The sequence below is a fragment of the Rubripirellula tenax genome (genome assembly GCF_007860125.1).
Lineage (GTDB): Bacteria > Planctomycetota > Planctomycetia > Pirellulales > Pirellulaceae > Rubripirellula > Rubripirellula tenax.
In genome coordinates this window covers 1,420,071-1,433,536 of the sequence record NZ_SJPW01000001.1, presented here as the reverse complement: position 1 = coordinate 1,433,536, position 13,466 = coordinate 1,420,071, and the positions used below count along the sequence as shown (strand labels likewise).

Here is a 13,466-nt window from a genome sequence, read left to right as displayed (position 1 = left end):
ACATTCGAGAAAGCACTCTCAGGCATGCTTGCATCCACACTGCTGGTTAAAAAACGCGACGGCAATGAACTTTCCGATGATGAAATTCGATTTTTGATCGAAGGATTTTGTTCCGGAGCGGTCACCGACTACCAAATGTCAGCTTTGGCGATGGCGATCTGCATAAGGGGCATGAACCGACGCGAGATCGCAACGCTGACCCGCGCGATGTTGGAAAGTGGGGATCGACTGCCACGACCGGACAGATTGGCCGAGGGACGACTGGCGAGCGGGCGACCGCGTGTCGACAAACACAGCACGGGTGGCTTGGGCGACAAAGTGTCCTTGATCCTTGCGCCGTTGCTGGCGGCCTGTGACGTCGACGTTCCGATGGTCAGCGGGCGCGGTTTGGGGTTGACTGGCGGGACGCTGGACAAGTTGGAATCGATCGAAGGATTCACCGTTGATTTGTCCGACCAGGAATCAAGTCGGATTTTGAAAGAAGTCGGTGCGTTCATTATCGGTGCCAGCGAGCGGATCGCGCCGGCCGATCGACGACTGTACGCATTGCGTGACGTGACCGGGACGGTGGAATCGATACCGTTGATCACGGCCAGCATCCTGAGCAAAAAATTGGCCGCCAATTTGGATGCTCTCGTCATGGATGTCAAAGCCGGTTCAGCCGCATTCATGAAAACCGAATCCGACGCGCTGCGGCTTGCCGATTCGTTAGTTGCGGTGGGCGGCGAGGCCGGATTGCCGACGACCGCGTTGATCACGGACATGGACCAACCGCTCGGCCGCGCCATCGGCAATGCGATCGAAGTCAACGAATCGATCGACGTCTTGGCGGGGCAATCGGGTGCCGTGCGAGATTTGACAATCGAACTTTGTGCCGACTTACTCGTTCAAGTCGGCGTCGCGCCTTCGCTAGATTCGGCTCGAACCCGTTTGGCGTCCACGCTCGATGACGGTAGTGCGATGGAAAGGTTTGAACGAATGATTGCCGCACAGGGTGGACGACTGAGCCAACCGCGACGCCTTGCCCCGCAAACCGAAATTACCGCGGATCACGATGGCTTTGTCGCCCGTTTCGATTGCAGTTCTATAGGGCAGGTCGTTGTAGCCATGGGGGGTGGGAGACGCAAAAAGGGAGATCCGATTGATCACGCTGTCGGAGTTCGCGTACATCACAGTGTTGGTGACCCGGTGAAACGTGGCGAGCCGATTTTGACGCTCCATTGTTCCACGGTCCAAGCAAACGATTATGCTAAGCTACTTGCCAACGCCGTTGAAGTCGTGGATGGCCCCGTCTGCAAGAGTCCGTTGATCCTTGGCCGATTGGGTGTTGGCCGATAGTGAGGCGACGAAACCGAGGGCGTCGATCGACAATTTTTTCACCGCAATGATTCGATTTCGATTAGCAGTATGACTGAGTTGAAACCCCACGAGATTGACCGATTGGTTCATTCCGCTATCAGCGCGCGTGACCAAGCCTACGCCCCGCACAGTCATTTTTATGTCGGTGCTGCGATGTTGATGGACGACGGAACAATCGTTTGCGGATGCAACGTTGAAAATGCGAGCTATTCGATGTGCCTTTGCGCCGAACGGGTCGCCGCATCGTCGGCGGTTGCGGCGGGCCATCGTCGTTGGAAAGCGATCGCGATCGCCAGTGTTGGCGGTGTCACGCCATGCGGCGCCTGTCGCCAATTCTTGGCCGAGTTTTGCACCGACACACTCGTCGTGATGGTCGACGTGATCGACGGTGCGCGGCGGACTCGAAACCTGAACCAGTTGTTGCCCGATGCGTTCGATTCGTCGCACTTGCCAAGTCATCGCTAACGTTGTGAATCACGGTCTCGGTTTAAGGCCACGCGTGGTGGCTTCAGCCTCCGTCGGGTCGTCGGGCCAATGGTGTTTCGGATATCGGCGACGAAGTTCTTTTCGCACGTGCGCGTAGGTTTCGTTCCAGAAATTTTGAAGGTCTTCGGTGATCTGTTGAGGTCGATAGTTCGGACCCAGAAGATGAAGTTGAAGTGGAATTCGACCGCCCGCAATCTTCGGTGTCGTTGACCATCCGAACAATTCTTGAATGCGAACTTCCATCCAAGGTCTGCGATCGGCGGCATAGTGAACGGTGATTGAATTGCCGCTGGGAACCTTCATCTTCGCAGGCGCGTACTGCTCAATCGATTGCAGCGTTTGCCAATCGTATCGCGATTTCAGATGGTCTAGCCATGGCGCCGTTTTAAGTTCCTTGATTGACGTTCTTGATTGACAAAGCTGTTCTAAGACGTCGCGTACGCCCGCATCGTCCATGGGTAAGAGTTCAAGTTCGGGCATATGCTCGGTCAAGAATCTCACTCGGTCAATGAACGCGGCGATGTCTTTGTCTTTCGCCGGGAAGACGTTTTCTAAGTTCAAGGCCGCGTGGCGAGCCAGCAACGCCGCAACCTCTGCTGAGGGTTCGCACTTGATCGGCGATTCGGAAAGCATCAGATCGTCGAAGTAGCGGCGACGCCGTGCGACGACGGCGGCCAGCGTTGGATTGAAAAACGGCTCGTCGATTTCTAGCATCAAACGCTTGTCCAGCCAGCGTTCATCGATTGTGGTTGCGGCGCGAACGCTTGCTTCGGTGCCACGTCCGTCAACGTCGATGCACAAAAACAGATCTCCGTCACGACACGCCGAGCCAGGGTCCAATTTGACGCCACGACCGCCAACCATCAAACCGCGGGCATCACCCGGCTTTCGCCGCCGGGCGACTCGATCGGGATACGCTGCTAAGAGTGCCGCTTGGATCGGATGATCGCTGACTACGCGTGAAGGTTGGGCATCGCTGCGATCGACCATTCGCTTGATTTGATCGGCAACGCGAAGGATTTGCCGTGCCGCTGGTGCGTTTTCGACCGCCGATGAGTCGCCGTTGCGAAACCGTTTCATGCATTCCAGTCGATCACTTATGTCACAAGCAACTAAATGCGTGACAACCGGACGCATTCTGCCACGAAACGGATCTCGTTCGGTCAGAATCGCTGCGACGATAGCGGCATCGGGGACGATCGAATCATGGGCGGCTTCGATCATGAAACGAGACATCCTTGGATGCAGCGGCAAGCGAATCATTCGATGTCCGGTTTCCGTGACATTTCGCGATTCGTCGATCGCGTTGAGGCGCCGCAGCAGTTCCGTGGCTTGATCGACGGCGTCCAACGGCGGCGCGGTCAACCAAGGAAATGCCATCACGTCTTTTTCGCCCCAGGCGGCGAGTGTAAGGACCGCGTCGGACAAATCGCCGCGAGCAATCTCCGGTGTATCGAGTTGTCGGCGTGCTGTGTTCGCGGCTGCGGGCCACAATCGATGGCAGACGCCCGGTGCTGTCCGCCCGGCACGGCCTGCGCGTTGATCGGCGGATGCTTGCGATATGGATTCGAGCATCAGCTTGGGCAAGCCGACGTGGGGGTCGAATCGCATCACGCGAGCTTGTCCGCTGTCGATGACGGCCGTCACACCAGGAATCGTGATCGACGTTTCGGCTACATTGGTCGCTAGAATGATCTTGCGAACATCCGACGGACCAAGGACGGCGTCCTGGTCGCCGGGCGATAGGTCTCCATACAGTTCCATGACGGTCGCATCACGATCAAGGCGTCGATCGACGATCGCTCGATGAGTCGATCGGATTTCGCCGACGCCCGGCAGGAAGACGAGCACATGACCCGGTGTTGATCGCAGGACATCGGGCAAAACGCCGACGACCTGTTCGCTGATCCGATCACGCGACGTGGTCTTGGTGTATTTGATGTCTACCGGGAACGCTCGTCCTTCGCTAATAATGGCACGTGCGTTGCCAAGAAAGTCGGCGATCGGTTGCGGGTCCAAGGTCGCCGACATGACGACCAAGCTTAGTTCGGGACGAAGCGTCGTTCGGATGCGATGCAACATCCCCAGTGCCAGGTCGACTTCGAGGCTTCGTTCATGGAATTCGTCCAGCAAGACGCACGAGACGTCTTCGAGCAACGGATCATCCTGCAATCGGCGAATCAGGATTCCGGTTGTCATCGCGATCAACCGAGTGTTCCGCGTGACCTTCTTGTCGAAGCGGACTTGATAGCCGACGTCGTCACCCAGTGTCGTGCCAACGATCGATGCGAGTCGTGCGGCAGCCGAACGGGCAGCCAGTCGACGCGGTTGGATCAAGAGAATTTTTCCACTTCCACAGACGGAAGTTTCCATCAGGTACGGTGGGACGCCCGTGGTTTTTCCGGCCCCCGGCGGAGCCTTCAAGACAACGGGGAGCTGCTTTGCGATCGCGTCACCGATTTCGACCAAGCAATCCGAGACCGGTAGTCGCGGTTCGTCGGGCGAGATCATGATGCGATCGCCATGGCTGTGCCGCAACGCGTCACGCAGCAGGGTCCGGCGGTTTTGGACGCGAACGAGATATTTGCAATGATCAAGGTCATTCGAAAGAGTCGCGGATCATTGGTGGAATTCGGCTGGCTGGGTGCATCATACCCGGCTGATGCCGATATCGATCACTACCTTCGTTGCGAATCCACCGGATCGTTGCTGTTGGCGACGCCGGGTGTGATGGATTCCCACACAGAAAATTCTGCCCAAACTGGCAGGTGATCGGAAACCTCAATCGCTTGTTCTCTGGTGATGCCGAAAACGCTTTCGAGGTTCATCACGCCCCATTGGCCGGTCGCTTCACGGGTCGACCGTCGGTCAAACAAAATGTTGTCGTACGCTTTACTTTGTCGTGTGTTCGTACTCGTATCGCGAACGACCCAATCCATTCCCGGTAACCGTCCGAGCGGTCCGAGTTCGTGTTCGGACGCGTTCAGGTCACCCAGCAAGATGACATCATCCTCGTCCGCGCGCGCCGACTGCATGACGGGAAAGACTTCCGCTAACGCAGCGATCTCCGCTGGCACTTCGTCGGGGTCGGTATGAATGTTGACCAACCAGAAGGTGAATGCTCGCTCGGGCGAAGGCGTCCGCGCGCGAAAGCGAGCGACAAAGGGTTCGCGGTGTAGCAAGTCGTTCTTGTCGGTCATCGTGCCGAACGAATAGGGATCGTGCTCGATGCGACGCGTATCGTAAAGGAATGCGTACTGTTCGGTGCTGATGGTGCGGCCCAATCGCTCGCCGATCAGGAAGGCGTATCGGCTGCCGTCGGCGTTGACGGCTTCCAGGAAACGCGGCAGGATGTCGTCGCTTTGCGCGCGAATTTCTTGAATTGCGATGACATCGAATTGACGAATGACGCTTGCCAACGTCTCGACGACATCGGGTTTGTCCAGTTTGCTTTCGCCGAAAACTTGGATGTTGAACGTTGCGATCAATATTCGATCATCGGGTCGCCGCGACGATGCCAATCGCGTCCGAACGGGATTCGTTGAACGCGGATTCAGATTGCCGGCGGGTGGCGACGAGTTCGAACGCGGCGGAGCGGTCGTTTGTGGCGATGTGGGTCCCGGATCGATTTGGGTGATGCGATCGATCGCCGACGCACCATCGCGATTCGGTTCACCACGCTGAAAAATGCTCGCGACGATCGGGCCGATGACCGGAAAGTCGGGCTTGAAGTAGCCGACACCACCGCTGCCGAAAACGGCCAGCAACAGCATCTTGAACATCGATGGAAACCACGATGTTTTTCGTGAGCGACTCCGCGTATTTGCCACACCAGGCCTCCCTGCCTGAGTCGCCCGCGTGCTTTACGGGCAACCTGATCGACACGGCCATCCTTGGCCGCCGACTGCGTTCTGAACATTTGTGAGTTGTTCCATACCGGGTGATTGTCCCCCGGTGCAAGTCCGAATGTGTGTCCCCCTGACGTGTCACGTAAAGTAGCCACCGCACGGGGCCTGATGGCTACTTGATTGCCGAACCGCTGGCATCATTCTTCCGTCGGCGTTGTGACTTGGATGTTGGTCGCCAAATGCTCGTGCGCTGTGCGCTGAACATCGTCGCCGGCGACCTGTTTCGCGTGTCGGCGGACTGATTTGGTATTCGCAAGTCGGCCCACGTGCACGACGGGTTCGCCCGGTTGGACGGCGGGCAACGTCGTCATGCCGATGATGATTCCGGAAAAAGGTGCTTCGAGTCGGTTTTGGTCTTCGGCCAACAAACTGCTGTTGGTGGCGATCGCTTGACCTTTCTCGACGCTATCGCCTGGGGCACAGTGCATCGACATGAATCCACCCCGTTCGGCTCGCAGCCACTTCGTTTCTCGAATCATGACCTGCGAATCGGGCAAGATCGGTTCGCCCTGCATCATGCCAAGTTCCTTCATCACATTCAAAACCCCTCGCGTCATGCACTCGGCGACCGACGACTCGACCTTCCAGACTTCACCACCTTCGACCACGATTGTCGGGCATCCCAGATTGGTCGCTTCGCGGCGCAGCGATCCCTTAGGACCAATGCCGTGGAGCAAGATTCCGCATCCGAATGCTGTTGCCAATCGCAAGCACTCGTCTTGGTCAAGGTTCGCGCGTACGTTCGGAAAGTTGGTGCGACGGACGGCGGCTGTGTGTAAGTCGATTCCGTAGTCGCATCGTGCAACGACGGAGTCAAAGATGACTTTGGCCAATCGCGATGCCATACTGCCACCGGCCGACCCGGGAAAGCAACGGTTCAAATCGCGGCGGTCGGGAAGGTAACGCGAGTGCCGTTCAAAACCCAACAAATTCAGCACCGGAATCATCAAGAGCGTGCCGGAATCGAGAGTCCACGAATCATCACCAATCAACGTGCGAATGGCACCGGTGCCGTTGAGTTCGTCGCCATGAAGCGCGGCGCTGACGAACACGGTGGGGCCGGGGCGGAGCCCGCGCCGAACCTGAATTGGGATCGCGATATTTCGCCCGCTGTAACTTTCGGTCACCTCAATTTCGGTATTCACCGATTGTCCAGGGCCCAGGTCGGTGCCGAACCATTGCTGTGTGTCGGACGCGTCAGTCATAGAAGTCTCAGCGTTGTTGAAGTGGTGTGGGTGAATTCAAGAAGTGCTTCCCGGCTTATCGATCCTGGCCATGGCGATCGCCTCGTCGCGAGTCCGAATCGTGCCGTCGAGCTGGGCGTCGCGGACCGCTTGCAGGATCGCTTTGTATTGCGGTCCGGCGGGAATTCCGAGCGACCGCAAGACGTCGCCGGTTAGCAGTGGTGGCGGGTTGAGTTCGTCCGCTGGCAACGTCAAGGCTTTGCGGGCAATCGACAAGCCGTTGACATCGTGGCCGCGTTGGTGCGTGATGGCCGTCGCAACTTCGATGATGACATCGGCATCACGATCGGTCAAACAGGGCTGGACCGTCGACCAAGCGAGCCGATCGGCGTGGATGACGGTTTCGTGATGCGTTATCGCGGCGGTGACTCGGCGAACTTCCTCGTTCGAAAGTTTCCATCGCTGGGTGATCGATTGAAGAGCATGCTCCGGTGCATCGGCATGTATTAAAAAGCAGGCCATCACGATGGGGAAGTCGCGTCGTGCCAAATGATCAGACGTGGTTTTCAATGAATCCAGATCCACGCTCACTAGCTCGGGTAGCACGACTTCATCCAGATGGCAGTCGATCAAGTGCCTGAGTCCGTCAACGAACGACGGAGCCGTGAAGACGCGCCGCATCTCGGCACCGATTCGTTCGCCGCTGACCAACGGAAGGTCGCGGGCGTGCAATCGAATGGCTTGACGGGTGGTTGGATCAATCTTGAAACCCAGCGTCGTCGTGAATCGAACCGCTCGGAGCAATCGCAATTTGTCTTCGCCGAATCGCAGATGGGGATTGCCGATCGTGCGAAGGAGTCCTGCTTGCAGATCCTTGACGCCGTTGACGTAGTCGATGACTTGATCGGAGATCGGATCGTAGAACAGTCCATTGATCGTGAAGTCGCGACGCAGCGCGTCCTGTTCCGCGTTTCCGTAGTGGACGGAATCTGGTCGTCGACCGTCGCTGTATTCGCCGTCGCTTCGAAAGGTCGCGACCTCGGTCGGTTGAACGGTTTCGTCGGGGGATCGATCGCCGCGAGGTGGTAGGACTCCGATGACGCCGAAGGAGGCTCCGAAAGCAAGCGTGCTTCGCTTCCCGAATACTTGTCGAACCGCATCGGGCGTCGCATTCGTGGCGACGTCATAGTCTTTGGGTTGCTTTCCCAATAGCGCATCACGTACGCACCCGCCGGCCAGTACGGCTTCGAATCCAGATTGGCGCAAGCAGTCTATGATGCGAAGGGCTTCCGCCGATTCGGGGCCCCGGAAAAATGCGGTTTGAGCGGCGGTGATGAGCGTTGCCTTGGGTGAGAGATTCGGTCGCGACCGGATCACGATTGTCATTGGCGTTTGCTTCGGCTAAAAGCACAGCATGAACAGGATACCACCACCGACGCCGCCTTCCGATACATCCAAAGCCGATCGCCGGCCGGCCGACAACTTTGGTCGCAAGCGCGGAGTGGTCGGCGTCATCTTTCGTGACGAACGTTTGTTGATCATTCGACGTTCATTGACCGTGACGGCACCCGGAAAGCTTTGTCTGCCCGGCGGAACCATGGAATTGGGTGAGGTCGAGCACGAGACATTGGTTCGCGAAATGCAAGAAGAGTTGGCGATCGATGTCGATCCGGTTCGTTTATGTTGGCGAAGCGTCACGCCCTGGGGAACGATCTTGGCGTGGTGGTTGGCACGACTCGATCAAGACGTGACGCCGGTACCGTATGAACCCGAAGTTTCAGAGTATTTTTGGATGAAGCCGGACGAGCTCAACAGCGTCAACGATGTATTGCCCAGTCTGCCGGCGTTTGTGGCCGCTTGGCGACGGGGCGAGATCGATCTCGATCACTAAAAGCCTTTGCGCTTCGCGGACAGGTGAGCGGCGACAATCCGCCGTCGATCGCGTGACAGCAGATCCTGCGAGCGTTCGCGGCCGGGTACTCCTGTACCCGGCCCGTGAGGTTCCGAGCGTCGGAAAATTACCACCCGAAAGTGGTCGTTTTCCAACGACGAACGTCAGCCCGTGGCCGCAAGCTGACCGCGTTAACCTCACGCAAGGCGAACTCGCGGAGTCGATTGCTGAAGGGTTGCGGAAAGGCAAGCCTACAACCATCCCCCAAAAAGGGAGGCCGCGGCATCCTAGCGCAACCCGAATGCTGTCAACGACTTACATTCGAATTTCAGCGGAAGTTGGTGTGCCGAAGTGACTTTGGTTTTCGCACGCCGTTCGTCGCTTCGGTAGAGTTAGATTACGCCCTTGGCCGGACCGGTCAACTCCAGAATTTCGCTTTTGGACCCCCATGTGCCCGGCTGTCGTCAGTAAAGCGTTGATGGACCCCGAGTTACATTCTTGGACCCTTTTTTTCGGTGTCGCCGCCCGGCCCTCCCCAGCCGCGAAAACAAGATAGCAAAGCCATTGCTCTGTAGAGGGGTTTGTGGTAATTGTCGCGTCTGGCCGACGTGCTTTCGGTGCGATAACCTAGGGCGAAAACAGCCGCGCAAGTCATGCCGCGGATGTCGCACCTCGTCACAAAATTTCGACTCCTATGACTGCAAACGCTGTATCGGACTCCGGCCAAACCGCTCACCTCGCCGTTGATTTGGGAGCCAGTAGTGGTCGCGTGATTGCCGGGGTCGTCGTCGATGGGAAATTGACGCTCGAGGCGATCCATCGGTTTTCCAATGAACCGGTTCGAGTCCACGATTCGCTGCAGTGGGACGTTCTGGGCTTGTGGCGAGAGATCCAAACGGGACTGCGAATGGCGTCATCGAAGTACGCCCACATCGGATCGGTGGGGGTCGATACGTGGGGTGTCGACTATGTCCTGATCGATCGCGCCGGACAATTCGCGGGTTCCTGTTTCAATCACCGGGACCGACGAACGAAAGGCATGATCGAGCGGGCGTGTGAGCTGGTTTCGCGAGACGAGATCTTTCAAGCCACAGGTGTCCAGTTCATGGAAATCAACACGATCTACCAATTTTTGGCCGCAAAGTTGGCCGATGACCCGGCGTTGGGTACGGCCGAGACGATGCTGTTGATTGGCGATTATTTCCACTGGCTGTTATCCGGGCGGCCCAGCAACGAGGTCACCAACGCTTCGACGACTCAGTTGTTCGATCCTCGGGCGGGTCGGTGGAGCGACAAGCTGATCGCCGGATTGGGTTTGCCGGCCAAGTTGTTCGGCGAGGTAACGCTGCCGGGTACAAATCTGGGGCCGGTTCAACCTTCGGTCGCGTCGGTCACGGGGCTGGAAGGTGTTCCGGTTGTCGTGCCCGCCACTCACGATACCGCGTCGGCCGTGTTGGCGGTTCCGGCCGAAGACTTCGCGCCCGCCAAGCCGTCATGGTGCTACATCAGCAGCGGGACATGGTCGTTGATGGGATGTGAATTGCCCGAGCCGATGATCACAGATCGATGTGCCGAACTGAACTTCACCAACGAATCAGGCGTCGGCGGCAGCACTCGACTGCTCAAGAACATCGGCGGTCTTTGGATCTTTCAACAGATACGCCAATCGATGATCCGTCGAGGCAACGAAGTGGACTGGAACATGATGGTCGAACAGGCGTCCGAGGCGCCGCCGTTCGGATTGCTGATCAACCCCGACGCGCCCGAATTGGTCGCGCCCGTCGACATGGCCGAAGCGATCGTCGCGTTGGCAGAGAAAACGGGTCAGGCGAAGCCCGCCAGTGACGGTGTCCTCTATCGAGCGGCGCTAGAGGGTTTGGCCCTTCGTTATCGCGTTTGCTTGGGCATGTTGGAATCGATGCTCGGCCACTCGATCGAGACGATTCATATCGTCGGCGGCGGTTCGGTCAATGCGCTGCTTTGTCAAATGACGGCCGATGCTTGCGAGCGAACGGTGGTTGCCGGTCCCGTGGAAGCGACCGCGATTGGAAACGTGCTGATGCAGATGGTCGGGCTGGGGAAACTGAAATCGTTCGATGAAGCTCGCGCGTTGGTGCGGGCGAGTTTCGAGCCGACGGTTTATCAGCCACAAAATTCCGACGTTTGGACCGAGCCGGCCAAGCAGTTTGCGACGTTGTAAACCAATCACCAATCAAATCACTAATCTCAAATCACTAATCTCAAGTCACTAATCTCAAGTCACTAATCTTTGCACCCGAGACTCACTGATGACCGTTGATCCCTTCGCTGCTCGAAAAGACGAAATTCGCAAAGCGGCCCATGCCGCTCGCAAAGCCCAAGCCGACAAGGACGGCGTCAGTCAACGGATCACCGATCGCGTGATGGCGTTGAGCGAATATCAATCGGCGGGCTGTGTGATGTGGTACGTCGACGTTCGCGATGAAGTGCGGACACGCCACGCGCTTCCCGACGCTGTTGCCAGCGATAAACGCATTGTTATTCCGTACTGTGTCGACGGCGAGTTGGAACTGTTCTTGCTTGAGTCGATGGATGAATTGGCCGTCGGCATGTACAAAATTTTGGAACCACGCGAGGACCTTCGTGAGGTTGCGGCCAAGAAAATCGACGTCAAAGAATTGGACCTGATTCTGGTGCCCGGTGTCGCGTTCGACCGAACCGGCGGTCGCACCGGCCATGGCAAAGGTTACTACGACAAACTGCTTGAAAACGCTCGCGCGGATACACCGTTGGTGTCATTGGCATTTGAGTGCCAAATGTTTGATCAGATTCCGATGCACGACCACGATATCTTCATGGACACCGTGGTTACCGAAGAAAATGCTTTTCAGGGAAAAGGGCGGGGTTAAGGAATGGCCGATTCGAATCAACTGAATCTGAAGCAACTGGTCGAAGACACGTACGCCGAAGGCTTTCGCAGCATCTATGGCGAGGTGTTGATCACGGCACGCGACGACCGCTGGCTGCGGCACTGTGTAGCCGCGGTGACCGGACATGCGTCCAGCACGATCCTTTGCGACTGCGAAGCGGGTGTGTCGCGTTGGGTCAGCGCCGATGAAACCCCCGACGGTCGCATCGGCGCGGTTGTTCAATTTCACGTGCCAAGGTTTGTAAAGAACCGTGAAAAGCACTTAGAGAAGGTGATGCTGGCGAGGCTAAGCCAGAACGTGTTGACGTGTCCAACGACGGCGCTATTCAACCAACTTGATACCGAGAACTATTTCAAGTTAGGACGCAAGATCGCCCTGTTCGGTGATCGGCATCAATTTCGTGATACACGCTTCGGGCATCCCGGGTGGGTGATTCCGACGCTCGGTGGCGAGTTCTTTTTGTCGCGGCGTTTCGGGTTTCGCGACGGAGTGATGGGTGGCAATCTGTGGTTCTTTGGTCCCGACGAGGCGACGGCATTGGACGCGGCCGAAGCAGCATCGATCGCAGCGGAGTCGACGCCGGATGTGATCACGACGTTCCCCGGTGGCGTGGCGGCAAGCGGATCCAAGGCCGGCAGCAGTTACGATTTCTTGATTGCCGCGACCTACGCAGAATTTTGTCCGACGTTGAAGGACAAGCTGGGCGAAAAGTCGAAGGTTCCCGACGGCGTGAACAGCATCATGGAAATCATCGTCAACGGCCGTGACTTAGAAGCATTGCAGAGCGCGACGCGAAACGCGATTCACGCGGCGGCGAAGACGCCGGGTCTGGTCCGAATCAGTGCCGGAAACTACGGCGGACGCTTGGGGAAGACGTTCGTGCACTTGCACGAACTGATTGGTTAGCAGCCTGTTAAGCGTCGCTGGCGCACGAGAGGCCCCCGCGACTTCTTTCGCGGGGGCGGGCTGGCCTATTCGACTACGGCAAGTCACGATGAAACGGCGGCGTTTCGCTAGGTGGTAATTCGACGTCGTATTCTTCTTGGAAGCGTCGTCGCTCGACGGCGTCGGCGTAAAATCGCAGCCACGTTTCGTTGTCTTCGATGCAACGCCACTCCAGGAACTTGCCTGGCAATTCGACCTTCTTCTCACAACACGGCAGGATGTCGCGGTAGATGATCTTGTAGAGTTCGCGATCCGTCAGGTGGTCCGTGCAACGCAGTACGACGCGTTGGGAATGCAGGCGGATGATTGTTCCGATCAGCAATTCCTTCAGCGACTCGTCCGACAATGAATCCGGTGCTGGTAACTCCATCACGGGAGTAAACCAGCTTGCGATTGGAAGCGCCGGGGCTCGTTCCCAAGCCAACATCGATGCGAGATATTCGTTTTCGGTTCGCAGCGGCATACGATGGATCGAAGCATCGATCGACTCGTCCCGGTACGGTTCCAATTCGTCTCGCAAGCGGGCGTTTGCCAACATCAAGTCGACTTCATCGACGATCGGTCGGCTCGTCTCGCTCATGTCCATAGAATGCTCGCCTCGTCGGCAGGGGGCTATCAGTTCGTTTCGTTGGGTGAATCGACCAGCGTCCGTCGCTGTGCCGTTCGCATCACCCATTGGTATGACTCCGATCCTATCCGTCACGGCTATCCGCTCAACGTGGAATTGAGCAAAAACAGACCTTTGCAAAGAAATTTGGAAGCCCGAGCATCCCCTGATCGTTAC

General features: G+C 57.4%; 11 protein-coding genes. 6 read left to right on the top strand and 5 right to left on the bottom strand.

What is annotated here, in order from left to right; translation table 11 throughout:
• The first annotated feature begins 24 nt into the window (after positions 1-24).
• Positions 25-1,338 (top strand): thymidine phosphorylase, encoded by a 1,314-nt coding sequence (locus tag Poly51_RS05330; RefSeq protein WP_146454911.1) that lies wholly within the window; start codon positions 25-27, stop codon positions 1,336-1,338.
• Between the two features lie 54 nt (positions 1,339-1,392).
• Positions 1,393-1,824: a cytidine deaminase gene (locus tag Poly51_RS05325; protein ID WP_390621745.1), complete on the top strand. Its 432-nt coding sequence runs from the start codon at positions 1,393-1,395 to the stop codon at positions 1,822-1,824.
• Between the two features lie 9 nt (positions 1,825-1,833).
• Here the strand turns inward: Poly51_RS05325 and hrpB are convergent, their stop codons facing one another.
• The 4 genes from hrpB to Poly51_RS05305 form a co-directional block, all read right to left on the bottom strand.
• Complete coding sequence (gene hrpB, locus Poly51_RS05320; protein ID WP_146454907.1) at positions 1,834-4,356, bottom strand: ATP-dependent helicase HrpB; 2,523 nt, start codon at positions 4,354-4,356, stop codon at positions 1,834-1,836.
• Positions 4,357-4,523: 167 nt separating this feature from the next.
• The gene (locus tag Poly51_RS05315; protein WP_146454904.1) at positions 4,524-5,627 is read right to left on the bottom strand and encodes an endonuclease/exonuclease/phosphatase family protein; all 1,104 of its coding nucleotides are present in this window, start codon (positions 5,625-5,627) and stop codon (positions 4,524-4,526) included.
• Positions 5,628-5,890: 263 nt separating this feature from the next.
• Entirely contained in the window at positions 5,891-6,958 is a 1,068-nt protein-coding gene (locus Poly51_RS05310) for a succinylglutamate desuccinylase/aspartoacylase family protein (RefSeq protein WP_146454902.1), read from the bottom strand.
• Positions 6,959-6,994: 36 nt separating this feature from the next.
• Entirely contained in the window at positions 6,995-8,323 is a 1,329-nt protein-coding gene (locus Poly51_RS05305) for a CCA tRNA nucleotidyltransferase (RefSeq protein ID WP_146454900.1), read from the bottom strand.
• A 28-nt stretch (positions 8,324-8,351) separates the two neighbouring features.
• On the opposite strand from Poly51_RS05305, the gene Poly51_RS05300 reads away from it, so the two are divergent.
• From Poly51_RS05300 to fhcD, 4 genes are all read left to right on the top strand, one after another.
• Positions 8,352-8,828, top strand: a complete 477-nt coding sequence (locus tag Poly51_RS05300) for an NUDIX hydrolase (protein WP_146454898.1) — start codon at positions 8,352-8,354, stop codon at positions 8,826-8,828.
• Between the two features lie 694 nt (positions 8,829-9,522).
• Positions 9,523-11,028: a rhamnulokinase gene (locus Poly51_RS05295; protein ID WP_146454896.1), complete on the top strand. Its 1,506-nt coding sequence runs from the start codon at positions 9,523-9,525 to the stop codon at positions 11,026-11,028.
• An 88-nt stretch (positions 11,029-11,116) separates the two neighbouring features.
• Positions 11,117-11,716, top strand: a complete 600-nt coding sequence (locus tag Poly51_RS05290) for a 5-formyltetrahydrofolate cyclo-ligase (RefSeq protein WP_146454894.1) — start codon at positions 11,117-11,119, stop codon at positions 11,714-11,716.
• A 3-nt stretch (positions 11,717-11,719) separates the two neighbouring features.
• Positions 11,720-12,643, top strand: a complete 924-nt coding sequence (fhcD, locus tag Poly51_RS05285; RefSeq protein ID WP_146454892.1) for a formylmethanofuran--tetrahydromethanopterin N-formyltransferase — start codon at positions 11,720-11,722, stop codon at positions 12,641-12,643.
• Positions 12,644-12,716: 73 nt separating this feature from the next.
• Here the strand turns inward: fhcD and Poly51_RS05280 are convergent, their stop codons facing one another.
• Positions 12,717-13,262: a hypothetical protein gene (locus Poly51_RS05280; protein ID WP_146454890.1), complete on the bottom strand. Its 546-nt coding sequence runs from the start codon at positions 13,260-13,262 to the stop codon at positions 12,717-12,719.
• Between the last annotated feature and the right edge of the window lie 204 nt (positions 13,263-13,466).